We start from the raw sequence: 19422 nt of genomic DNA, 5'->3' as shown, positions 1-19422 counted from the left end.
CGGTGCGGGGAGCAAGGTGAAACGCTATCGGCCACATATCCTTGTCGTGATCGCGCTGGCGGTCGTGCTGTCCACGGGGTGGCACAGCGCGCTTCGCAATGCGTTGACGGACCTCCGCTTCGCCTGGGATTCGCGTTCCCCCACCGGCAACGTCGTCGTGGTGGCGATCGATGCCCCCTCGATCGATCAGATCGGCGTATGGCCCTGGCCGCGCCGCTTGCACGCCGACCTCCTGCGCAGGCTCGAGGCGGCCGGTGCGCAGGACGTGGCCTTCGATATCGATTTCAGCACGCCGTCGGATGCGGCCTCCGACGAGGCCTTCCTCACCGCGCTCCGGGAGGTTGGCGGCTCGACCATTCTGCCGTCCTTCAGGCAACCGACGCCCAAGGGTGGCGCGGCTCACATCAATCGTCCGCTGAAGCCTTTCGGCAACCAGTCGTGGCCAGCCCTCGTCAATGTCGCGATCGAGTCCGATGGGCTGGTTCGCCGCTACCCGGTCGGCGAGAGGCTCGGCGATGACCAGATGCCCTCGATGGCCGTCGTGCTGGCCGGGCAGGACGCCAATTGGCGGCCGCCCTTCCTGATCGACTTCAGCATCCGGGCCACATCGATTCCCGTCATTTCCTATGTCGATGTGCTGCGGGGTGATGCCGCGGCGCTGGACAGGCTGAGGGACAAGAAGGTCATCGTCGGGGCCACGGCGCTCGAGCTGGGCGACCGGTTCAGTGTCCCGAATGGCCGCATCGTTGCCGGACCCCTCCTCCAGGCCCTGGCGACGGAATCGGTCCTGCAGAACCGCATGCTGCGCTGGACGTCCGATGTCGGCATGATCGCAGGCCTCGGCCTGATCTGCCTGCTGATGATGTCTTCATGGCGCCGTGTCGCGCCGGGCGTCCGCGTCGCGATCCTGATTGCAGCGGGGGCCGCAATCGAGCTGACCGCGGTCTTCGTGCAGCAGCGATGGCCGTTCGTGATCGATACGTCGCTGTTCCACATCGCGATCGTCGCCTATCTGACGGCGATTGCGCTGGACGAGATCGATTTCCGCAGCCTGCTGGGACGCATCGCCGAAAGTCGTTTTCACCGTATCGCGATGTCGCTCGGCGATGGTCTGGTCTGCACCGACGAAGATCACCGCATCACGGTCTGGAATCCCGGCGCGAGCGCGATCTTCGGCTACATGCCGACAGAGGTGATCGGTCGTCCGTTCGACATGCTTTGTGCCATTCCGGCGGACGCCGGCACGAGGACCTTCGCCATTCGCGACGCCGCGCGCCAGGCGCTGCTGGTGCCCGGGGGTGCCGTCGTCGTCGAGTTCGAGGGGCGGCGCAAGAATGGCGAAACTTTTGCAGTCGAGGCGAGCTTCTCGGGTTGGCAGGGAACGGACGGCTTCCAATATGGCGCGATCCTGCGCGACATTTCCGTGCGCAAGCGCGAGGCGGAACGGGTGAGGTATCTCGCCGAATACGATGCGCTGACGGGACTTGCCAATCGCAACACCCTGCATGCCAGGCTCGCCGATCTGATCGCTGCCTCGGAGCGAGGCTCTTCCGAGGTCGCGCTGCTCGTGCTGGGGCTCGATGGCTTTCAGCAGATCAACGATATGCTGGGACATGCGGCCGGCGACCTGGTGCTGCGGGCTGTCGCCGAGCGCCTGCGGACCGAGGCCGACGGCAAGGCGGTCATCGCCCGGCTCAGCGGAGACGAGTTTGCGATCGCGCTGGATTGCACAGGCCTCGACGAGCCGATCCCCGCGTTCGCCGAGCGGATCGCGCGCGCGTTCGAGGCGCCGCTTGCTACGGGGACACGCCAGCACCGGGTTCGGATCAGCATGGGTGTTGCCGTCTATCCCGACGGTGGCCAGAACGCGGACGATCTCTTGGGCAACGGCCATCTTGCGCTGACAAAGGCGAAGCTGACGCGGCGCGGCAGCCATGTGATTTTCGAGAGCGCGATCCGGCAGGAGTTGGAGAATCGACTGACCCTGGAGAGCGAACTGGCGCTCGCCGCCGATCGCGGCGAGTTCGAGCTGTTCTACCAGCCCCAGGTTCGTCTGCTTGACGGCAGTCTGGTCGGAGCCGAGGCGCTGATCCGCTGGCGGCACCCGGTTCGCGGTTACGTCTCGCCTGGAGAGTTCATGCCTGTTGTCAACACTTCGGCGCTGTCCGATCGGATCGCGGGCTGGGTGATGGAGACCGCTGCTCGGCAGGCGCGTGCATGGGAATTGTCCGGCAATGCCGTGCGGGTTGCGATCAACCTGTCGCCGTCGCAACTCCACTCCGGCGATCTCGCCCATTCGGTCTCGGACCTGTTGAAGAGCACGGGTTTGACCCCTTCGCTGCTTGAAATCGAGGTCACCGAGGACATCCTGCTGCACGACGAGGTCCGCGTGCTCGACATGTTCAAGCGCATTCAGCAGCTCGGCGTCCGCATCCTGTTCGACGATTTCGGCACGGGTTATGCGAGTCTGAGCTATTTGAAGAAGTTTCCGCTCGACGGGCTCAAGATCGACCGCTCGTTCGTGCTCGATCTGCTCACCGATTCCGACGACGCCGCGATCGTCGGCTCGACCATCGGGCTGAGCAAGCAGCTTGGCCTGACAGTCGTTGCCGAAGGCATTGAGAATCGCGCTACGGCCGACTTCCTGGTCAGCATGGGGTGCGCCGAAGGGCAGGGTTATTTCTTCGGCCGTCCGATGCCCGCCGACGCGTTCGAGAGGCAGTTTTGGGCTATCGAACTCGAAACTGTCAGTGCAGCCTGAACCGGTGCCGCCTTTGGATATGCCGATGTGACAGGTGAAGGGCCGCTACAAGTGGCCCTTCTTGATCTGTCGCTCAGTTTCTTCAGAAGGGATCAATCGATCTCTTCGATCACGCGGCGTTCATGCGGCTCGACGATGTAGGTGCGGCTGTCCCGGTTGATGTACCGGTACTCGCGAAGGGTCGGAGCATCCCGATACACGTCTTCCGGAAACGCCTCGATCTCCACACTATCAGGCACGCGCTCGCCAGTCCGGATCTCGGTGCGAACCGTGCTGCCGGTCGTTCGGCGCTCGCGCTCGACCGGGCGTGCCTTCGCGTGCTTGCGGATCACCTCTCGGTCGCTTTCGCTAAACGTCGTCTTGCGCTTTTCCACGGGTGCCGGGGCTGATGCGGTCGAGCGGCCGGAGTAGGGCAGCACCGCCACGATCTTCTCGCTGGACGGCTCTACGATCACGATCTCGTCCTTCACCAGGACGAAGTTGTAGCCACGATATTGCGGCACGATCTGGACGACGTCGGCCGGCAGCGGCTGCAGACGGACATCGCGGGGCACGACCGTACCGACGGACAGCGCGAAGTTCACGTTGGTCAGCGGTTGCACGTTCAAGTGCGAAATCGACGAACTGATGCGGGTCCGCTGCTGATCGTCGATGTTGACCGACGCATTCACATTGGTATTCGACGAACGGTCGGTTGTGTTTTGCTGATTGTTCGGCTGCTGGGCCGTATTGGTCGAGCCGCTCGCGGTCGGCGACTGTGCCTGGGTGGCGCCCGATGCCGGCGGGTTGGCGCTCTGGGTGGTCGAAGGAGAGGGGGGATTGGTCTGCGCCTGGCTCGAAGGCGTCGTGCTCTGATTGGAGGGCTGGCTGGTTTGTGCCTGGTTGTTCGAAGTGCCGGAAGTCGGGGCCTGCGTCGTGTTGGTGCCCGAATTTGAGTTTGACGTCTGTCCAGCAGCGGTCTGACCAGTAGATGGCGAAGACTGCGTCTGAGCCGAATTCGTCGAAGAATTCGTCTGCGCAGACCCCGAAGACGAGCTGGATGACGGGGTGGACGTCGAAGATGACGGCGCCGTCGTCGATGTGGAGTCCTGTTGACGCTGTGCAGCCGGCGGGTTGGAGCTCGATGTGCTCGGAGAAGTCTGCGCGAGCGCCGAAGTCGCGATCGCCACAGCGGCTGAAGTAGCCAGGAATAGACGCTTGTTCATTTGAAACCTCCTTAATGCAGATACCGATCAACCCTCGCCGCGCTGCGCGGTTCCGATTCGGGAAGATTCGGCAATGGCGGGAGTTGCCTTTGCTTCGGGAGACAGCGGATTGCGGCTGTAGGGAAATGACTGAAGCCGCCGCAGCCGGAGCGGAACTTCAGTTACTGGTGAGCTTATCGCTCCAGATCATCGGCCTCGCTCCGGATGGTGCGGCCTTCCTCGATCGGATGGCACGAGAATCGGGCGATGTCTGACAACGAGCCAGCTGCACGCGTTTCTTCCGCGGGCAACTCGCTTCAACAAGAGTCAGGGCTTTCCACTGATCGTTCGAGTATCCTAACGCCGACGCGCGATCGCAATGCCAAAGAGAAAAGCCACGAACAGGCTGGTGAGGGGGGCCTCGCGCGTGATCGCCGCCACTGTCGCGAGCGGGCGTCCGGGTTTTCGCGCTTCATCGATCGCATAGGTGAGGCGATCGACTGCGGCCCGCAACCCTCCCGCAACCTCGCCGATGGTATGGGACACGTCGGTCGCCGCGTCGATGGCGCGCTCGGCCATGCCGGGCTGGGAATTGGGCTGCGGTATGTCCATGCTCAAGCTTGCCATCTCCAGACCAGACGACGCAACTGAGGCCGGCACCTTTGGCTATCCGCGCGTGCGCTCGTTGTGAACAGCGGGTCAAGTGACCTTTGGCTATCCGCGACAGGCGCCGTCTTGAACGGCGGGTGCCGGCCTTGCTGGGAAAATGCGGCGCACGGGAAATGGTTCCGGCTTCCCCGTGAAACGACGGGTGCGAATCTCTGTTACGCTGGTGCAGCCTCACTGACCTCAGGAGATTGCCGTGACCGATCGAACCACCTTGGATCGAGCCCGGCGCATCGCGCTATTGGGCGCACCGATCGACATGGGCGCCTCGCAGCGCGGCACCTTGATGGGCCCTGCGGCGCTGCGCACCGCCGGCCTTGCAATGCTGCTCGAAAGCCTGGATTTCGAAGTCGTCGATTACGGCGATCTCTCCGTGGCCGAGATCAGGGACCTTGCCGACAGGCCGCCCGAGAACGCCAATCACTACCGCGAAATTCAGCGCTGGACGCGAATTCTCAGCGCCCGCGGCTACGAGATCGCGCAAACTGGTGCCTTGCCGATCTTCCTCGGGGGCGATCACACCCTGTCGATGGGCTCGGTCAATGCGATGGCGCGCCATTGGCGGGGGCGCGGACGTGATCTGTTCGTGCTCTGGCTCGACGCGCATGCCGACTACAACACGCCGGCGACGACGATCACAGCCAACATGCACGGCATGTCCGCAGCCTTCCTGTGCGGTGAAGCGGGCCTCGATGGCCTCCTCGGTGATGATCCGCGCGCCCCGATCGATCCTGACAGGCTCGACCTGTTCGGCGCGCGCTCGATCGACAAGCTCGAGCGAGAGCTGATGCGCGCACGGCGGATCAGGGTGGTCGACATGCGCCAGATCGACGAGTTCGGCGTCGCGGTGCTGATCCGGCGCGTCATCGAGCGCGTCAAGGCGAACAACGGCGTGCTCCATGTCAGCTTCGATGTCGATTTTCTCGATCCTTGTGTCGCACCGGGCGTGGGGACCACGGTGCCAGGCGGCGCGACCTATCGCGAGGCGCATCTGATCATGGAATTGCTGCACGATTCCGGCGTGGTGGGATCGGTCGACATCGTCGAGCTCAATCCGTTCCTGGATGAGCGTGGCCGCACCGCGCGCACCGCAGTCGAGCTGATTGGCAGCCTGTTCGGCCAGCAGATCACCGATCGACCGACGCCAAGCAACGCGATCGCGCCAGGAGAGTGACGCTGGGTCATTTGTGCGCCGCAAAGAATGGAACTGCTGTCGGCGCGGGTGGATTTAGATCAGTCCTGATCGAAATCGCCTGCTTTTGAAATGCGCGCGAATTGCAAAGATGCGTCGCGAAAGCTTTTATGCGGGCCGACGTTCAGCCGAGGTCCGCCATGAGCAACACGATCGATACAAGCGGAAAATTCGCGAGGAGCACACGCCGCCGCTTCCTGCAAGGTGGCAGTGCGGTGGCGGGTGCGGCCGTCCTCGGAGCCGGTGCATCCGCCGCTGCGGAGACGGAGAACCTTCCGCCCAACGTCCCCGACTGGATGAAGTCACCCGGCGATCCCATGGGAAGCCAGCCCTACGGCGCGCCGTCGCCATTCGAAAAAGGCGTCATCAAGAACATCTCGAACAACCTCAAGCAATACATTTCCGCGTCCGGCCGAACGCCATTGCAGGAACTCGACGGCATCATCACGCCGAACGGCCTGTTCTATGAGCGCCATCACGGCGGCGTTCCGACCATCGACCCGGCGCAGCACCGGTTGATGCTCCACGGCCTCGTCGAGCGGCCGCTGATCTTCACCGTCGACGATCTCAGGCGCTTTCCGTCGGAATCGCGCATCCACTTCCTCGAATGCTCCGGCAATCCCGGTTACAGCAAGCCTTATGGCAAGACGGCATCGGACCTCGTCGGTCTTCTGAGCTGCGCCGAGTGGACCGGCGTCAGCCTGAAACTGGTGCTCCAGGAGGCGGGACTGAAGCCCGAGGCCAAATGGGTTATAGCAGAGGGCGCCGACGCAGCGGCGCTGACCCGCAGCGTCCCGATCGAGAAATGCCTCGAGGATGCCATGCTCGTCTACAGCCAGAATGGCGAGCGGCTTCGCCCACAGCAGGGCTATCCGTTGCGGCTGCTTTTGCCGGGCTTCGAAGGCAATATGAACGTGAAGTGGCTGCGGCGATTGCACGTGACGGCGGGGCCTGCCTATTCGCGTGAGGAGACCTCGAAATACACCGATCTTCTGCCTGATGGCACGGCGCGTGAGTTCTCCTTTTACATGGAAGCGAAATCGATCATCACGCGCCCCTCGGGCGGCCAACGTCTCGGCGCACCTGGCTTTCACGAAATCACCGGCATCGCCTGGAGCGGCCATGGCAAGGTCAAACGGGTCGAGGTATCCGTCGATGACGGCAAGAGCTGGCAGGAGGCGCGACTGCAGGAGCCGGTACTGACACGTGCGCTGACACGGTTTCGCTTTCCCTGGCAATGGGACGGCAAGCCTGCGGTGATCCAGAGCCGCGCCATCGACGAGACCGGCTATGTGCAGCCGACGCTCGCCGAACTGCTCAAGGTACGCGGTGAGAATTATTTCTACCATAACAATGCGATCTGGCCCTGGCGTGTCGCAGCCGACGGGGAGGTGACCAATGCGCTGGCATGAGATCTGCGGTTTTGCCCTGGCGATTTCTTGCAGCGTCGGGGTCAGCGAAGCGCGGGCGCAAAGTCCTTATGGCATCGGCCGGCCGGCGACAGCCGCCGAGATTGCAGGCTGGAATATCGATGTTGGGCGCGATGGCAGCAATCTGCCGAAGGGAAGCGGCTCGGTCAGCCATGGTCGCGAAGTATTCGCGCAGCAATGTGCGTCATGCCACGGCGACAATGGCGAGGGCGGCGTCGGCGATCGCCTTGTCGGCGGGCAGGGGACGATCGGAACCGCCAAGCCAGTCCGCACGGTCGGAAGCTACTGGCCCTATGCGCCAACCCTGTTCGACTATATCCGTCGTGCCATGCCACAGAATGCGCCGCAGTCACTGAGCGATGACGACGTCTACGCGGTGTCTGCCTATATCTTGAACCTGAACGGGTTAATCGGAGCGGATGCGACGCTCGATGCCACATCGCTTGCAGCGATCAAGATGCCGAACCGTGACAAGTTCGTCGGTGACGCACGGCCAGACGTCAAGTGAACGAAGAGAAAGGCCTTGGTTCCAGGGTATTGGCTCGGAACTTGCTTAAGTCAGCGCCGGAACTCGCGGGGCCGTGATTGCGTTAACCCGCGAGAGGACAATGGTGCGGATGCTTCGATGGCAACAGGTCGTTTCGCAAACTCAGTCTCTATCGCGCTGCGCCACCCCGGCGTGATCGCGATGATCGTGGCCGCCGTGACGATTGCCGCGATGCTGATCGTCGACCACGGGCCGTGGAGCCGCGCCAAGACCCAGCCGGCTCATGTCGCGATGTACGCGACCACGGGCGAAGCCGCACACGCGGCCGGCGCCAAGGTGCTTCCGACCGAGCCAAAATCGCCGATCGAGCCGGAACGGCTGGGGCCCAAGACCTCCCCGACCGTCAATCCGGTGACGCCTTGAGCTTCGCCCTAGTTCAGCCTTGCTCAGCCTTTGCGGCCGTAGTTGAGGAGTCCGCCGGTCGTCTTTGGCGGGTGCGCGCGAAGGGCTTCCTCGTTTGGCTCGGTGCCCCAGCCGGGACGGTCTGGAATGATCAGGTGGCCGTTCTGGATGTCGGGCTCGTGCGTGAACAGCTCCTTGTCCCAGGCGAGGCGATCGATGTCGATCTCCATGATGCGCAGATTCGGGACGGCCGCGCAGAAATGCGCGTTCATCATCGAGCAGAGATGACCGTAGAAATTATGCGGCGCAACGTTGACCTCGAAGGCTTCCGCCGCTGAAGCGATCTTCATCGACTGCCACACACCGTTCCAGGGCGTGTCGATGATCGCGACGTCCATGGCCTGCTCCTGAAAATAGGGCAGGAATTCGCGCAGGCCGAGCAGTGTCTCGCAGGACGAGATCGGATGCGGACTCTGCCTGCGGATATAGCCAAGAGCCTGCGGATTGAAGCTGTCGATCTCGATCCAGAACATGTCGAGGTCGGTGATCATGCGAAGGATCTTCAAATAGCCTTCGGTCTTGGCGTTGAAATTGCAGTCGAGCAGGATGTCGACATCAGGGCCCGCGCCGTCGCGGATCGCTTCGAGATGCATGTGCAGGTCGCGCAGGATCTTGCGGTCGACGTTGATCTCGGGCGCGAAGGGCGAGCCGAAGCCGGGCCGCCAGCCGGTGGGCTTGCCGTCATCGTAGGAAAAGATGTTGGTCTTGAGCGCGGTGAATTTCTTCTCGCGGACCTCACGGCCCATGGCCTTGACGCCGTCGAGATTTTCGATCGGCGGCTTGTACCAGGTGGGATGATTGATTCGCCACGTCGCGCAGTGGGACCAATAGACCCTGACACGGTCGCGGATCTTGCCGCCAAGAAGCTCGTAGCAAGGCACGCCGAGGCATTTTGCCTTGGCGTCCAGCAACGCGTTCTCGATCGCGCCGAGCGCCTGCGCGACCACGCCGCCGGCGGCGGGGCGCGTGGCGGCGAACAACTCGGCATGGATGCGCTCGTGCTGGAAGACGTTCTGGCCGATCACGCGGGTGGACAGCCGCTGGATCGTGGCACCGACGCCTGGCGAGCCAAAGCCCTCGTCGAACTCGCTCCAGCCGACGACGCCGTCTTCCGTCGTCACCTTGACAAAGTGATAGTTTCTCCAGCCGGCATCGCAGGCAAGGATCTCGAGACTCGTTGCTTTTGATGAGTTTGGCATATCGCTCCCTGTCGCCCGGCCGGGCGTTATTGGTTTTATGGTCCCGGTCGCAAGCTCCGGCCCAGCCACAATTGTTAGGCTAACGACCCAGTGCCGTGAAGCTCGCAAACGCTTGCCCAGCCATCGATTTTTGGCGGCGCTGGCGGAAAGCCCGTAGAATCCGGGGGGTCTTGATGTTTCTTGGGATCGTCTCAAACCCTGACCGATTTGGCCACAATCGGGGTCGATCACGGAGGCATGCAGTTTCTGGCCATGATCTCGGTTCTGGCGCTCCTCACGATGAGCGGGGCCGCCATTTCCGACCGGTTGCTCACAGCCGATCAGCACGTCGCGCAAGGGGTGGAGTAGCGCGGCAGGCGAGGGCGCTTTGTCTTTGGGGAGACAACAATGCTTTCGATCGATCAGTTCTTGCGGTTCATCAGCGTGCCGGCCGTGTTCGCGGCCTTCATCATCGCCTCGCAGATCTCGGCGGCGCTGTCACCGCTCTAAAGCGCGATGAGATTAGGATGAATAGTCGCGCTTTAGGTTATTGTTTGAGCATGATCTTCTCTGAAAACGCTTCGCACTTTTCAGGATCATGCTCTAGCCCATCAACGACGAGCCGAGAAGCGCGAGGACGGCGAGCGCCATCAGCGCGGTGCCGAGCCATCCCAGCGCGATCAGCTGCGATCGGGCCCTGAAGCGGCCCATGATCGTCCGGTTCGAGACGATCATCATCATCATCGCCATGATGGGGACGGCGACGATGCCGTTGAGCACGGCGCTCCACACCAGCATGTGGATCGCGCCGATCCCGGTGAAGCCAAGTCCGAAGCCGATGATGGTTGCGGCAGCGATGATGGTGTAGAAGCCGACCGCCTTCTCGGGCCTCGCCTCCAGTGTCGCCCGCCAGCCAAAGATCTCGGCGACGCCATAGGCCGCCGAGCCCGCCAGCACCGGGATTGCCAGAAGGCCCGTGCCGATGATGCCGAGTGCGAAGAGTGCGAACGTAAAGTCGCCCGCGAGCGGCCGCAGCGCTTCGGCGGCTTGCGTCGCCGAATTGATGTTGGTGACGCCGTTGGCGTTCAGCACCGAGGCCGTGGTCAGGATGATGAAGAAGGCGATGCCGTTGGAGAGCAGCATGCCGAAGGTCGTGTCGAGCTTGATGCGCGTGAGTTCGGGATGGCCGACCTGATGCGTCTCCTCCCGCAGCGGCCGGTCGCGCTTGCCGAGGTTCATTTCCTCGACCTCCTGGGAGGCCTGCCAGAAGAACAGATAAGGGCTGATCGTGGTGCCGAGCACCGCGACCACCATCATGAAATAGTCGGCGCTGATGTCAGCCTTCGGCCACACCGCGGCGAGTAGCGCAGTGCTCCACGGGATCTTCACGGTGAAGGCGGTTGCGACATAGGCGAACAGCGTCAATGTCAGGAATTTCAGCACCGGCGCGTAGCGCCGATAGGGCAGGAAAACCTGGAGCAGGGTCGAGCCGGCGGCGAAGATCAGCGCGTGTTCGTGGTTGAGCCCGCCGATGACGAGCGACAGGGCCTCCGCCATCGCGGCAATGTCGGCGGCGATGTTGAAGGTGTTGGCGATCACCAGCAGCGCGACCAACCCCAGCACCAGCCAGCGCGGTGCGAGCTCCATCACGTTGGCAGCCAACCCCTTGCCGGTGACCCGGCCGATCTGCGCACTCACGAGCTGAATCGCGATCATGAACGGCGTTGTCAGGAACACCGTCCAGAGCAGCCCATAACCGAACTGCGCTCCCGCCTGGGAATAGGTGGCGATGCCCGAAGGATCATCGTCAGCCGCTCCCGTGATCAGGCCCGGCCCGAGCCGTTGCAGCAACGTTCGTGCCGGCTTGGCCGGCGCAACGACCTTGTCAGGACGGGCTTGATGTTTGGATCGGTTCGACAGGGCTCACCTTCCGGAAATTGCGAATTCAAGGCTTAAGCGCGACCATAGCCGGAAAGTTCCACGGCTGGCCAGTGATGGGCCGTGGCCGGCGCCATCATCGCGTGCAAAGCCCCTGTTGCGCGGGTCTAGCCTCGCTTCACAACAAGGGTGCGACCCGTGGTTTGCGCACGGTCCTCGTCCACGTGAAAGGGAAGCTCGCCTAGGTTGTGGGCGACAGATGCAGGTAGCGGCCGTCGAACTGGGCCAGCTCCTGCAGCTTGTGCTCGTTGAGAATCCTCACGGTGCCGCGCTGAAGCTCCAATACGCCGTCGACGCGCAGCTCGCGCAGGATGCGGTTGGTATGGACGCTCGTCACGCCCATGGCTTCGCCGAACTGCTCCTGAGTCAGCGGGATGGCGAAGGTGTCGTCGATAACCCGTCCGATCAGGCGCAGCCGCTCGCGCAGTTCGACGATCAGATGCGCCAGGCGGTTGTAGGTCGAGCGCTGGCCGACATTGACGATCCATTCGCGGGACACGGCGGCGTCCACCAGCGTGTCGCGCCAGAACATGTCGCCGACACCAGGGCGTTCGCGAATGAGCTCGTTCAGCGCCTTGCGGGCGATGAAGGCCAGCGTGCAATCTGACAGCGCGATCAGGTCATGATCGACGGTCGCAAAGTGCAGGTTCTGCAGATTGGGCAGGTCGCCGGGAATGTGGATCGACAGGATCTGGCGCCTGCCGTCCGCGATGGTCTTGGAGCGGACGCAGAAGCCGTCGGCGATCAGGCAGCATTCGCTCGGCTGCTCGCCGTCGCGCAGCACGGTCTGGTTTTCGCGAAAGTTGCGGAGTGTGAACGGCAGCGCCGCGAGCGCTTGCAGGTCAAGGTCATCGGCGCCGGTCGTCGTCTTCAAGCGCTGAAACAGCGGCGCCCAGATCAGTTCGCTTGTCACGTTCACTCGTCCCCCACACGCCTGAGCGTGTGACGGCCAAAAAGCACAGACCCCGGCGTGCTGTTGACAACAAAGGTTAAGCGAGCCCGCCGCGGCGTCTCAACATTGTGGACGATGGGTTAGCGAAATGCTGGAATACAACAAATGTTAGGAAAGCACATGTGGTGAAAGCCTGGATTCGGCGTCTTTCGCGTCGAGAGCTGCTTCTGCATCGAATGCGAATCCATCTCGATGCCGGTGCCGGCTTTCACCACCAGAGGCGCTTTCACCCGCAAGAGCCCGCACCGCGTCGACTTCGGAACGGCGGGGGTGTGGTGGCGTTCTTCTGTCGCGAGGAGGACGTCGCAATGGACCGCTTGACGAAACGCGAACAGCCGGACCGCAGCAAGATCAACATGCACGAAGCCTGGGAGGTCAAGCACTGGACCCATGCGCTCGGCGTCTCCAGGGAAAAGCTGCAACAGGCCGTCGACAAGGTCGGCAATTCGGCCGCCGCGGTTCGCAAGGAGCTGTCGGTGTGAGCTTCGGTCCTTCGCCGGCGGGCGGTTCGTATTATTTCGGCGTGCCGGCGTCGTCGGCGGGAACGGGCAAGGCAGCGCGCGGTTTTCCCCAGAGGAGGAAAGCCCGATGAAAACAGCAGCTCTGACTTTGGTCATTCTCTTGGCGGTCCCTGCCGGCTATGCCTCGGCGCATGGCAGCCGGCACGTCCGCCATCATGGCTGGTTCGGTTCAATGAACATGATGCATGGCCCCGGCCGCACCGCGGCGCGAACGGATCCGAACGGGACCGCGAGCGGGCCGACCACGCTCAGCGGCACCGGATCGTCGAAATATGGCGGCAATAATCCGGGCGCGCCCGGCTCGGCGCGTCAGTAGGCCGCGTGTGCAGGCAACCGGCCCGGCCCTCTCCGTGAGCGCCGGGCGTCGTCTATCTGATGCTGACGAACATGCCCCAGGCGGCGGCAAGCGCCGCACCGGTGAAGACGATGACCGGGCTGTCGCAGAAGGCTCCCCCGTAGCTGCACACATCGGCACCGAACGAGCCGAGCTCATGGCGGCCCGCCGAATAGAACAATCCCGACAGGCCGAGCAATGCGGCGGCAACGTAGTACATGGCTCCCTCGCATGAGAATGGACCTGTGCCAGCATGGAGCGGAGAGATTTCATTCCGCCGAATCCGATTCGGCGCATTCGATTCACATTTGATCCGTCGGGCAAAACACTGGCATAGTGGCATGATCGAAAAAGTTCGGTTCAGCCCGCGCGGAGAAATCCGTCGCGGGCATTTATCTGTCCGAAGTGCGGTGGGTATTTCCGATCAAGAGCGACAGCGTGCTTCAGCGCTTCGCATCGTCGCGCCATAGCAACCAATTGGAATCTCGCTTGTTGTCGCCGGCACAATCACTTGCAGGAGACAAAAAAATGTCACGTCTAACCTTGCTGGCGGCAACCTTGTTGCTGCTCGCATCTGCGCCCGCGGGCGCCCAGTCTCAGCCCGCGCAGAGCGGGCCGGGCAACAACGCCGTCAACAGCTCCGACCAGAACAACTCGAACGCGCCGGTCTCTGGCCGCAACAGCTTTACCGAGGGCCAGGCGAAATCGCGCATCGAGGGGGCGGGATATTCCAACGTCTCCGGCCTGCAGAAGGACGACAACGGCGTCTGGCGCGGCAAGGCCGACAAGGCCGGCACCAAGACCGACGTCAGCGTCGACTTCCAGGGCAACGTCAATCCCGCGAAATAAGGAGCAGATAGCATGACGACCACCATCTCCCGCCTCTACGACAGCTATGCCGATGCCGAGCAGGCCGTGAGCCGGCTCGAGAGCGCCGGCGTGCCGCACTCCGACATCAGCATCGTCGCCAACAATTCCGACAATTGGTTCGGCTCGCGCGGCGGCAAGGTCGACCGTGACCGCGACGGCGTCGACGATCGCGCCGAAGGCGCCGGCACGGGTGCCGGCATCGGCGCCGGCGTCGGCGGCGCGGCAGGCCTGCTCGCCGGCCTCGGCCTGCTCGCCATTCCCGGTCTCGGCCCGGTCGTGGCAGCCGGATGGCTCGCCTCGACCGCCGTCGGCGCGGCGGCCGGTGCGGCCACCGGCGGCATCGTTGGCGCGCTCACCGAAGCCGGCGTGTCGAAGGAAGACGCCTCGCGCTATGCGGAAGGCGTTCGCCGCGGCGGCACGCTCGTCACCGCGCGCGTGCCCGACAACGATCGCGCCCGGCTCGATGCGCTGCTGCATGATCGCTCCGTCAATCTTCAGGAGCGCAGCTCCGCCTGGCAGAAGTCAGGCTGGAACGACTTCGACGCGGCGAGCCCGCCTCTGTCTCCGGAGGACATCGGCCGCGAGCGCGAGATCTACGGCGCAGGGACGCGGCGATAGGCTTTGATCAGACCCGATAAGACGAAGGCCCCGCGCTGCGGGGCCTTTTTCTTATGCAGCAGGGCGATGGCTGTTCCGGGCCGAAATCCGTTGGGGTTCTGTCTCGACCTCGATAAGGCCGACTCCGCGGCGAGGGAATTTGGCCAAATACCCGAGGACATGCTGGAGCCGCACCGTATGGCAACAGCCGACGGTCCTCCAAAGAAGCAAAAGCCAAAATCGAGATTGAGTGACATAGAGCAATCCGAGCGGTTCATAGAAACCGCTCGTGAGCTTGGTGTTGATAAGCGCGGGGAAAGATTCGAGGAGGCATTTAACCGCGTTGCACGGCAGAAGCCGCCTCCTCCAAAGTCCAAACCCCACGCCTAGAAGCATGCATACTGTCCAGTTGATCCCAATCCCAAACGACAGAATGAACAGGCATGTCCCGGATTAGGGCGCCAAGCGACCTGCGTATTACTTCGCTTTTGCCAGTGACGTTGCGTTTATGTTCCAGGTAGTGCTGCCATTGAAGCGCGCGGTCTCCTTGAGGCTTATCTGGCAATAGCTGCCAATCTTTCATTCCGAATAATGCTTTCCTGACTTCCCAACAGATAAAGTCTGCTGCCTGAAGTGCGGGAACGTTGCGGAACGTGATCCCTTTCGGGATTGGTCTGCTGGCGACTGAATCACACGGTCCAGCGGGATAGAAGCGAGGATCGGACTTTGCGTACACCCTAGCCTTGCTCAGCTTGTCGTCCACCTTTTCCACCCGATCAAAGACGGCTGTTGCGGGGGCGTCATGATATTCCTGCGATATCTGCACCAGACAGGCATACGCAGCCAGCGGATAGGCCTCTAGGCTCAATCCATGCATGGCGTTGAATTTCTCTAGGTCCGGCATCCATACTCCAGAGGCCACCATGCGAAGATGGCTCTTGCGTGTCGCCTGCGCCAAGTCCGTATAGAAAGCTATTACCTCTTTCTGATGGTCTTTCGCCGGCAGCCATTTTGCAAATGGGCCGGTTTCGTCGGCCATTTCTCGCATGTGGAAATACGGGACGTCGTGCTTCTTAAGGGCCACATCCCAAAGCTCTTCGAAATAATCCCACTGGTTCGCATATCCGGCATAGCCTGCGACTACCCAAACGTCGTCGCCAGATCGGCTATCATCGAAATTGGCCGAGATGAGCGCGCCCAATCGGGCCTCCGGGGGCCACGTTCTAATAAAAGTTCTACCGCCCTGATCAGGTCCGGGCACGTCATGCTACTCGGCCCGGAATGGGTACGGCAACTATGCCCAACTAGCCTCGCTGGGCGTTTGACAATGTTCCCGTTTTGTTCTAATAAGCATATTCACAGGCAGCCCTCCACTTGAGCGCCTCTTGGATACGTCGCGATAGTTGTGTCATTCTGGTGACACAACACGTAGGCCAGGGGGGATTAAGTGGATAGACGTATTACTTTTAGATTTTATCGCGTGGTCAGAGCGCCGGGCGGCCGGCTCAATTTTAGCGACGCTGTTATACAAATTGGCGCTATCGCTCGGCCAGCTGATCGTGAGCAACAACTAGGTGAAGATTATTACGTGAGAGCTGAGGTCGTGGAGAGTGCTCGTGGTTCAATTCACGGGGAGTTCACGCGCATACAGAAAACCAATTATCCATCTGAGGTAAGTGAAACAGGTCGTCGACCCTTACGGATCAGGAATCCGCTAGGGCACGGTATAGTCTTTCGATATCTGCCGACTACGGACCATCTTGGTCTGCAATATGATCCGCGCGTCATTTCGCCAGGACGGATTGCAGAGTATCTGCGAGAAATGGTTGACGGAGCCCGGTTCGAGTTTCAGCCCATCGTGCGCCAAGACATGTGGGAGAAATTCAATCAAGGAATCGTTCGAAAGATATCGATCAGCGTGGCAGGTCCGACGAATCTTACCGCGATGGACCGCGGTGGCGCACAATCAATTGTCAGGTCATTTCGCGATATGGGCGAAGCATATGAGGCGCCTACTATAACGATTGATCTTTCGATGGGACACCAGTCCGGCGGACTCTCTGAAAGGATCAAGGCCATGGTCCGCCACTTCAGGGCTCAAGCAGTACAAGATCAAGTCGAAATTTCGAGTATGAAAGCGAGAGTTCGGCAAGAGGGCGAGGGGACAGAAGACCTGGATTTGTTGGAAGATATTCTTTCTGTAAGGGACAGGCTCGAGCTTAGCGTCAATGATCCAGAGGCAAACTATCGAGTGAAATTGAGTGCCCTCAGAGACCAAATGCATGCGTGGCTCTAACAAATCTGTTGGGTGGTTATTAGAGGCCTTCGGACCGATCTGTTGCGCCTCTGCAGTGCTTGCTTTGCTTTGGTTGTTCCGATGGTCAATCATCCCGCTAATCGCGGCGGACAAAATCTCGATAGGTAATCTATTTTCAGCGGTTTTTGGATGGGCGTCTATTCAAACCGGTTGTGTGTTTGCGATCTATGGATTTGTGGCGGGAAAGAATGATGGCTTCATTGGAGAGGTCCGACGAACACGTTCAATGAGAAGATTTAACACTTACATTATGCGGGCCATCGTGAGCGGGTTTCTGCTCACGGTTTCTTCTATGCCGCTGCTCGTTTGGAAATTTGCGATAGCACCAGACGACAAATACCTCTACCTAATGATAGTCGTTTGGTTCTCATTGTTTGTTTGGGCTTTCCTATCATTCGCTAGGGTAGCCTATATTTTCGGCATCCTTGTTCAGGTTCAAGATAACAGTCGCGTCGGGGGTGGCTAGGTCGACGGAGCTGATGCAGACATCACGTCTTCCTTTTCACTTCCTCGCGCGACAACCTTGAGCTTCTCCTCTGGAAGAGGGCGCTGCAGCGCTTTGGCCTCATCCCACGACGCCCGCATCCAAATGTCCCACTCTTCGGCCGTCGTCAGGATCACCGGCATCGCCTTTGGATGAATCGGCTCGACCACCGCATTGGGCGCCGTCGTGAGAAATCCATAAACCTGATGCGGCCCCGGCACGGGCTTTGACTTCGTTCCGCGATCGCCGTTGAAGGTGGTCCAGATGCCGGCGAACGCAAACAGTGGTCGCGCCTCCGCGAGCGCGAACCACACGACGTCTTTCTTCTTCGTCTCCGGGTTCGGCTCCGGCGCGTATTCGGCGAAGCTGTTGGCGGGCACGAGGCAGCGGTGCTCCGGCTTGAGCCAGGCGCGCCAGTGCGGCGAGGAGGTGTTGCGAATGTTCGTGACGGGCGGGCCGCCAGTGCGCGGTGGCGGCGGCATGCCCCAACGCATCATCACCATCTCGCGTTCGCAATTGCCGGGATCGCGGATGACCGGCGCCGGATAATCCGGAAACACGCCGGGCATCGGCGCGAGGTTGCCTTCGTAGCGCCTGACGACGCGGAAGAGATCGGCGATGGCGGCTTGGTTCGTGGTGATCGAATAGAGATTGCACATCAGTTCGCCTGACCTTCTGCTGACGACGCGTTTTAACCAGGGGGACAACGGTTACGAGGCGGCATGGATCGGAGGCCAAGCCGGGTACTGTCCTAATCAGGACAGATTAGGACAGTGAAACTATTCCTATTCGTGCTCGTATTTTACCCTGACGGCCGCGACCCGATGCAACACCGCTAGCGGCCGTCCGGCCCCGGCGTCTACTCGCGTGCGTCGGGGCCGTTTTTTTGAACACTCCCAATACCCAAGCCGGCTCTTGACTCTGTGTTCTCTATTTGTTCTTTTTAGCCAAATCGCAGATTTGGTCAATGCCTACACTCGAATACATCCGCTCGGAGATCGAGCACATGCGCACGCAGATAAGTCGTCAGCGCAAAGAAATCCTCCAACTGCAACGGGCGGGGATAGGGACAGCGTCGGCTGAAGCCCTCCTGTCCCGCATGCAGGCGAAGGTGGACGACCTCGTTTCCCTCAGAGACGAGATGAAGAAGGCAGAACCGCAAGGGGCTAAGAAGAGAGTGCTGGGAGGACGGAAGTGGTAGCTGAGCGGCCAAAGTATTTCTCCGACATGGAGAGCCCGCCGGAGTTTCTCAAGGCACTCGACCAAGCCCGGCGCCTTTCAACGCGAGAAGGTTGGTGCCGCGCGCACATCGAGGCCATCCAGGTCTCGATTGATCAATACGCGGAAGCGGCTTTTGGCAATCGGGAGTTCTTCCTCAACAAGCCGCACAGCATCGGGCCTAGCCGGAGCAAGAATGACATTCCGTGAAGCCTCGATGTGCGCCGGCTCTTCCATCGGCTCACCATGCAGATGCCCGAAATAACTTCGGTTTTTCATCAGAAAGAGGTTGACCCGTCGGGCAAAACACTGGCAGAATGGCATCATCGAAAAGTTTGCGTGAGCCCGCACGGTGCACTCCGTGGCGGGCTTTCGCTTCCGTCGGTAGGACGTTGAGAACGAACGATGTGGAGCGCAAGCTCGGGCGGAAGGGGAAATAGGACACGTCAGGTTCGTGCTTGTCCGGTCTTGATCTAGGCCAGCAATTGGCCAAGGCAGCTTTCAAGCTCATTCGGCTGAAATGGCTTTTTAAGCAGAGGTCGCCCGCGATATTCTTCAGGCACACCGTCGCTTGCGTAGCCACTCGCAAAGGCGAATGGAATGCCGCGGGCCTGCAGAGCATCAGCAACAGGCTTGCTGTTGTGGCTGCCAAGACTCACGTCAAGGATTGCGACATCAAACGTACCGCTGGTTGCAAGACTTAGTGCGGAAGCCAGATCGCCAGCTTCCCCTGCAACGGTGTGACCAAGGTCCTCCAGCATATCCGCGACCATCATTCGGATAAGCACTTCGTCTTCCACCAAAAGCACCAATGCCATGGCCCCCCTCCCA

At 61.3% G+C, this 19422-nt stretch carries 22 protein-coding genes; 13 read left to right on the top strand and 9 right to left on the bottom strand.

The window, feature by feature from the left end:
• The first annotated feature begins 16 nt into the window (after positions 1-16).
• Positions 17-2761: an EAL domain-containing protein gene (locus G8O24_RS03405; protein ID WP_188096621.1), complete on the top strand. Its 2745-nt coding sequence runs from the start codon at positions 17-19 to the stop codon at positions 2759-2761.
• Positions 2762-2853: 92 nt separating this feature from the next.
• Here G8O24_RS03405 and G8O24_RS03400 read toward each other — a convergent pair whose 3' ends face one another.
• The gene (locus tag G8O24_RS03400) at positions 2854-3966 is read right to left on the bottom strand and encodes a DUF1236 domain-containing protein (RefSeq protein ID WP_188096463.1); all 1113 of its coding nucleotides are present in this window, start codon (positions 3964-3966) and stop codon (positions 2854-2856) included.
• 125 nt (positions 3967-4091) lie between these two features.
• Here G8O24_RS03400 and G8O24_RS45105 point away from each other — a divergent pair, with 125 nt between their 5' ends.
• Positions 4092-4220 (top strand): hypothetical protein, encoded by a 129-nt coding sequence (locus G8O24_RS45105; protein ID WP_283815491.1) that lies wholly within the window; start codon positions 4092-4094, stop codon positions 4218-4220.
• Positions 4221-4302: 82 nt separating this feature from the next.
• On the opposite strand, the gene G8O24_RS03395 is transcribed toward G8O24_RS45105, so the two are convergent.
• Positions 4303-4572 carry a hypothetical protein gene (locus G8O24_RS03395; RefSeq protein WP_188096461.1) on the bottom strand — a complete coding sequence of 90 codons (270 nt, stop codon included), beginning with the start codon at positions 4570-4572 and terminating at the stop codon, positions 4303-4305.
• Positions 4573-4807: 235 nt separating this feature from the next.
• On the opposite strand from G8O24_RS03395, the gene rocF reads away from it, so the two are divergent.
• The 4 genes from rocF to G8O24_RS03375 all read left to right on the top strand — a co-directional run bounded on the left by rocF (position 4808) and on the right by G8O24_RS03375 (position 8143).
• Entirely contained in the window at positions 4808-5785 is a 978-nt protein-coding gene (gene rocF, locus G8O24_RS03390) for an arginase (protein WP_188096459.1), read from the top strand.
• A gap of 158 nt (positions 5786-5943) precedes the next feature.
• Positions 5944-7215: a sulfite dehydrogenase gene (gene soxC, locus G8O24_RS03385; protein ID WP_188096457.1), complete on the top strand. Its 1272-nt coding sequence runs from the start codon at positions 5944-5946 to the stop codon at positions 7213-7215.
• Positions 7202-7741, top strand: a complete 540-nt coding sequence (locus G8O24_RS03380; RefSeq protein WP_188096455.1) for a c-type cytochrome — start codon at positions 7202-7204, stop codon at positions 7739-7741. Before soxC ends, G8O24_RS03380 begins: the two co-directional genes overlap by 14 nt.
• A 117-nt stretch (positions 7742-7858) precedes the next feature.
• Positions 7859-8143, top strand: a complete 285-nt coding sequence (locus G8O24_RS03375; protein ID WP_188096453.1) for a hypothetical protein — start codon at positions 7859-7861, stop codon at positions 8141-8143.
• 23 nt (positions 8144-8166) lie between these two features.
• On the opposite strand, the gene G8O24_RS03370 is transcribed toward G8O24_RS03375, so the two are convergent.
• From G8O24_RS03370 to G8O24_RS03360, 3 genes are all read right to left on the bottom strand, one after another.
• The gene (locus G8O24_RS03370) at positions 8167-9381 is read right to left on the bottom strand and encodes a mandelate racemase/muconate lactonizing enzyme family protein (protein WP_188096452.1); all 1215 of its coding nucleotides are present in this window, start codon (positions 9379-9381) and stop codon (positions 8167-8169) included.
• A gap of 582 nt (positions 9382-9963) precedes the next feature.
• Complete coding sequence (locus tag G8O24_RS03365; protein WP_188096450.1) at positions 9964-11211, bottom strand: NRAMP family divalent metal transporter; 1248 nt, start codon at positions 11209-11211, stop codon at positions 9964-9966.
• A gap of 268 nt (positions 11212-11479) precedes the next feature.
• Entirely contained in the window at positions 11480-12211 is a 732-nt protein-coding gene (locus G8O24_RS03360; RefSeq protein WP_188096448.1) for a Crp/Fnr family transcriptional regulator, read from the bottom strand.
• Positions 12212-12558: 347 nt separating this feature from the next.
• Between G8O24_RS03360 and G8O24_RS03355 the strand changes: the two genes are divergently transcribed.
• Together G8O24_RS03355 and G8O24_RS03350 are read left to right on the top strand one after the other, a co-directional pair.
• Positions 12559-12732, top strand: coding sequence for a DUF3606 domain-containing protein (locus G8O24_RS03355; RefSeq protein WP_188096446.1), 174 nt, complete (start codon positions 12559-12561; stop codon positions 12730-12732).
• A gap of 106 nt (positions 12733-12838) precedes the next feature.
• The gene (locus G8O24_RS03350) at positions 12839-13087 is read left to right on the top strand and encodes a hypothetical protein (RefSeq protein ID WP_188096444.1); all 249 of its coding nucleotides are present in this window, start codon (positions 12839-12841) and stop codon (positions 13085-13087) included.
• Positions 13088-13139: 52 nt separating this feature from the next.
• Here G8O24_RS03350 and G8O24_RS03345 read toward each other — a convergent pair whose 3' ends face one another.
• Positions 13140-13325, bottom strand: coding sequence for a hypothetical protein (locus tag G8O24_RS03345; protein WP_188096442.1), 186 nt, complete (start codon positions 13323-13325; stop codon positions 13140-13142).
• Between the two features lie 308 nt (positions 13326-13633).
• Here G8O24_RS03345 and G8O24_RS03340 point away from each other — a divergent pair, with 308 nt between their 5' ends.
• Positions 13634-13954 (top strand): hypothetical protein, encoded by a 321-nt coding sequence (locus G8O24_RS03340; RefSeq protein ID WP_188096440.1) that lies wholly within the window; start codon positions 13634-13636, stop codon positions 13952-13954.
• Positions 13955-13966: 12 nt separating this feature from the next.
• Entirely contained in the window at positions 13967-14593 is a 627-nt protein-coding gene (locus G8O24_RS03335; RefSeq protein ID WP_188096438.1) for a general stress protein, read from the top strand.
• Between the two features lie 313 nt (positions 14594-14906).
• Here G8O24_RS03335 and G8O24_RS03330 read toward each other — a convergent pair whose 3' ends face one another.
• Complete coding sequence (locus tag G8O24_RS03330) at positions 14907-15773, bottom strand: hypothetical protein (RefSeq protein WP_188096436.1); 867 nt, start codon at positions 15771-15773, stop codon at positions 14907-14909.
• A 246-nt stretch (positions 15774-16019) separates the two neighbouring features.
• Here G8O24_RS03330 and G8O24_RS03325 point away from each other — a divergent pair, with 246 nt between their 5' ends.
• Positions 16020-16868, top strand: coding sequence for a DUF6731 family protein (locus G8O24_RS03325; RefSeq protein WP_188096435.1), 849 nt, complete (start codon positions 16020-16022; stop codon positions 16866-16868).
• A gap of 483 nt (positions 16869-17351) precedes the next feature.
• Here the strand turns inward: G8O24_RS03325 and G8O24_RS03320 are convergent, their stop codons facing one another.
• A complete protein-coding gene (locus tag G8O24_RS03320; RefSeq protein ID WP_188096433.1) occupies positions 17352-18032 on the bottom strand; it encodes an SOS response-associated peptidase in 681 nt (226 codons plus the stop codon).
• A gap of 308 nt (positions 18033-18340) precedes the next feature.
• Here G8O24_RS03320 and G8O24_RS03315 point away from each other — a divergent pair, with 308 nt between their 5' ends.
• Positions 18341-18574, top strand: a complete 234-nt coding sequence (locus G8O24_RS03315; protein ID WP_188096431.1) for a hypothetical protein — start codon at positions 18341-18343, stop codon at positions 18572-18574.
• On the top strand, positions 18568-18801 hold the full coding sequence (locus G8O24_RS44235) for a hypothetical protein (RefSeq protein WP_311972285.1): 234 nt from the start codon (positions 18568-18570) through the stop codon (positions 18799-18801). The genes G8O24_RS03315 and G8O24_RS44235 overlap by 7 nt, the downstream gene beginning before the upstream one ends.
• A 263-nt stretch (positions 18802-19064) precedes the next feature.
• On the opposite strand, the gene G8O24_RS03305 is transcribed toward G8O24_RS44235, so the two are convergent.
• Positions 19065-19409, bottom strand: a complete 345-nt coding sequence (locus G8O24_RS03305) for a response regulator (RefSeq protein ID WP_188096428.1) — start codon at positions 19407-19409, stop codon at positions 19065-19067.
• Positions 19410-19422: the final 13 nt, after the last annotated feature.

The organism is Bradyrhizobium campsiandrae, from assembly GCF_014529705.1.
GTDB lineage: Bacteria > Pseudomonadota > Alphaproteobacteria > Rhizobiales > Xanthobacteraceae > Bradyrhizobium > Bradyrhizobium campsiandrae.
This window is presented reverse-complemented; position numbering and strand designations above follow the sequence as displayed.

What these genes read in the sequence shown, in the direction of transcription:
- G8O24_RS03400 (WP_188096463.1), bottom strand. Translation starts at nt 3,966, where the DNA reads ATGAACAAGCGTCTATTCCTGGCTACTTCAGCCGCTGTGGCGATCGCG.
- G8O24_RS45105 (WP_283815491.1), top strand. Translation starts at nt 4,092, where the DNA reads ATGACTGAAGCCGCCGCAGCCGGAGCGGAACTTCAGTTACTGGTGAGC.
- G8O24_RS03395 (WP_188096461.1), bottom strand. Translation starts at nt 4,572, where the DNA reads ATGGCAAGCTTGAGCATGGACATACCGCAGCCCAATTCCCAGCCCGGC.
- soxC (WP_188096457.1), top strand. Translation starts at nt 5,944, where the DNA reads ATGAGCAACACGATCGATACAAGCGGAAAATTCGCGAGGAGCACACGC.
- G8O24_RS03380 (WP_188096455.1), top strand. Translation starts at nt 7,202, where the DNA reads ATGCGCTGGCATGAGATCTGCGGTTTTGCCCTGGCGATTTCTTGCAGC.
- G8O24_RS03375 (WP_188096453.1), top strand. Translation starts at nt 7,859, where the DNA reads ATGGCAACAGGTCGTTTCGCAAACTCAGTCTCTATCGCGCTGCGCCAC.
- G8O24_RS03370 (WP_188096452.1), bottom strand. Translation starts at nt 9,381, where the DNA reads ATGCCAAACTCATCAAAAGCAACGAGTCTCGAGATCCTTGCCTGCGAT.
- G8O24_RS03355 (WP_188096446.1), top strand. Translation starts at nt 12,559, where the DNA reads ATGGACCGCTTGACGAAACGCGAACAGCCGGACCGCAGCAAGATCAAC.
- G8O24_RS03350 (WP_188096444.1), top strand. Translation starts at nt 12,839, where the DNA reads ATGAAAACAGCAGCTCTGACTTTGGTCATTCTCTTGGCGGTCCCTGCC.
- G8O24_RS03345 (WP_188096442.1), bottom strand. Translation starts at nt 13,325, where the DNA reads ATGTACTACGTTGCCGCCGCATTGCTCGGCCTGTCGGGATTGTTCTAT.
- G8O24_RS03340 (WP_188096440.1), top strand. Translation starts at nt 13,634, where the DNA reads ATGTCACGTCTAACCTTGCTGGCGGCAACCTTGTTGCTGCTCGCATCT.
- G8O24_RS03335 (WP_188096438.1), top strand. Translation starts at nt 13,967, where the DNA reads ATGACGACCACCATCTCCCGCCTCTACGACAGCTATGCCGATGCCGAG.
- G8O24_RS03320 (WP_188096433.1), bottom strand. Translation starts at nt 18,032, where the DNA reads ATGTGCAATCTCTATTCGATCACCACGAACCAAGCCGCCATCGCCGAT.
- G8O24_RS03315 (WP_188096431.1), top strand. Translation starts at nt 18,341, where the DNA reads ATGCCTACACTCGAATACATCCGCTCGGAGATCGAGCACATGCGCACG.
- G8O24_RS03305 (WP_188096428.1), bottom strand. Translation starts at nt 19,409, where the DNA reads ATGGCATTGGTGCTTTTGGTGGAAGACGAAGTGCTTATCCGAATGATG.